Source organism: Rhizobium sp. H4, assembly GCF_003013335.1.
Lineage (GTDB): Bacteria > Pseudomonadota > Alphaproteobacteria > Rhizobiales > Rhizobiaceae > Rhizobium > Rhizobium sophoriradicis.
In genome coordinates, this window is record NZ_PSOW01000050.1 from 1 (window position 1) to 1,111 (window position 1,111).

Genomic DNA, 1,111 nt, shown 5'->3' on the forward strand with positions numbered 1-1,111 from the left:
CTGGACGGAGTCCGCCCCTTGGGTCAGCTGGTCAGCGTCACCCAGCGGCGCATATTGAAGGCGATCGCGGTCATCAACACCTGGGCTTCGGCCTTGGCCAGGCCGCGATAGCGGATGAGCGACAGGCCCATGCGCCGTTTCCATGTAGCAAAGGTCGTCTCGACGGCCGCCCGCCGCCTGGCGATCAGCGTGTTCAGGCGCTGCAGCCGGGGCGGCAATGTCTTATGGTGTTTGTTGGGCCGGCGCATCAGTCGGGCCTTGATGCCTCTGGCCTTTAACTCTTTGGCCCGAGCATGGGTATGATAGGCGCTGTCGGCCAAAACCGCCCGTTCGTCGCCGCAGATCAGCGCCTCGGCGCAGACCGTGTCGTTGACATTGGCCGGCGTCGTCTTCACCCGCCGGATCAGGCCGGAGTCCTGATCGACGCCGACATGGGCCTTGTAGCCATAAGACGAGCCCTGCCGGCCCTTGCGGCGCGTGAAGCGGGCATCGGGATCGCTCAGCCTGAGCGGCGAGGCCCCATCCCTATCGGCCGGCTGGTCGTCCACTGACTGTTCCGGCACCTGCTGCCCGGGCAGTCGCTCGCGGGGTGGGCGCGCCGCGCCGGTCTCGATGATCGTCGCATCCAGCATCGTGCCGCGCCGCAGGATGAGCCCGGCCGCGTCCAATTGCCGGTCGAGTTCGCCAAACAGCTTCTCCAAGACACCGGCTTCGGTCAAAAGGTTGCGGAACCGACACAGCGTCGTGTGGTCGGGAACGGCCGCCTCCAGGCTCAGCCCGGCAAAACGGCGAAACGACAGCCGGTCATACAGGGCCTCTTCCAATTCCGCATCCGAAAGACCGTACAGCGACTGCAGCAGCAGCGCCTTGAACATCACCAGCGGTGGATAGGCCGGCCGACCGGCCGACGCCTCGGCCCGCAGCCCCCGCAACAGCTTCTCGAATCGATACCACTTCACCAGACCAGATAGGCGGTCCAGACGCCCGCTGCCGCCTGCCTGCGGCAACAACGCATCAACAAAGCTGAATTGACCCGTCTGCTTCACCGCCATCCAAATCATCTCCGTTCAAAAACAACGGAATCATATTCTCAGCATTTTGCAACAGTCCC

Annotated in this window: 1 protein-coding gene; it reads right to left on the reverse strand. The window is 64.3% G+C overall.

Translation table 11 applies throughout. The annotated features are described in order from the left end of the window. Positions 1–23: 23 nt before the first annotated feature. The gene (locus C4N04_RS31405; protein WP_080710939.1) at positions 24–1,061 is read right to left on the reverse strand and encodes an IS5 family transposase; all 1,038 of its coding nucleotides are present in this window, start codon (positions 1,059–1,061) and stop codon (positions 24–26) included. Between the last annotated feature and the right edge of the window lie 50 nt (positions 1,062–1,111).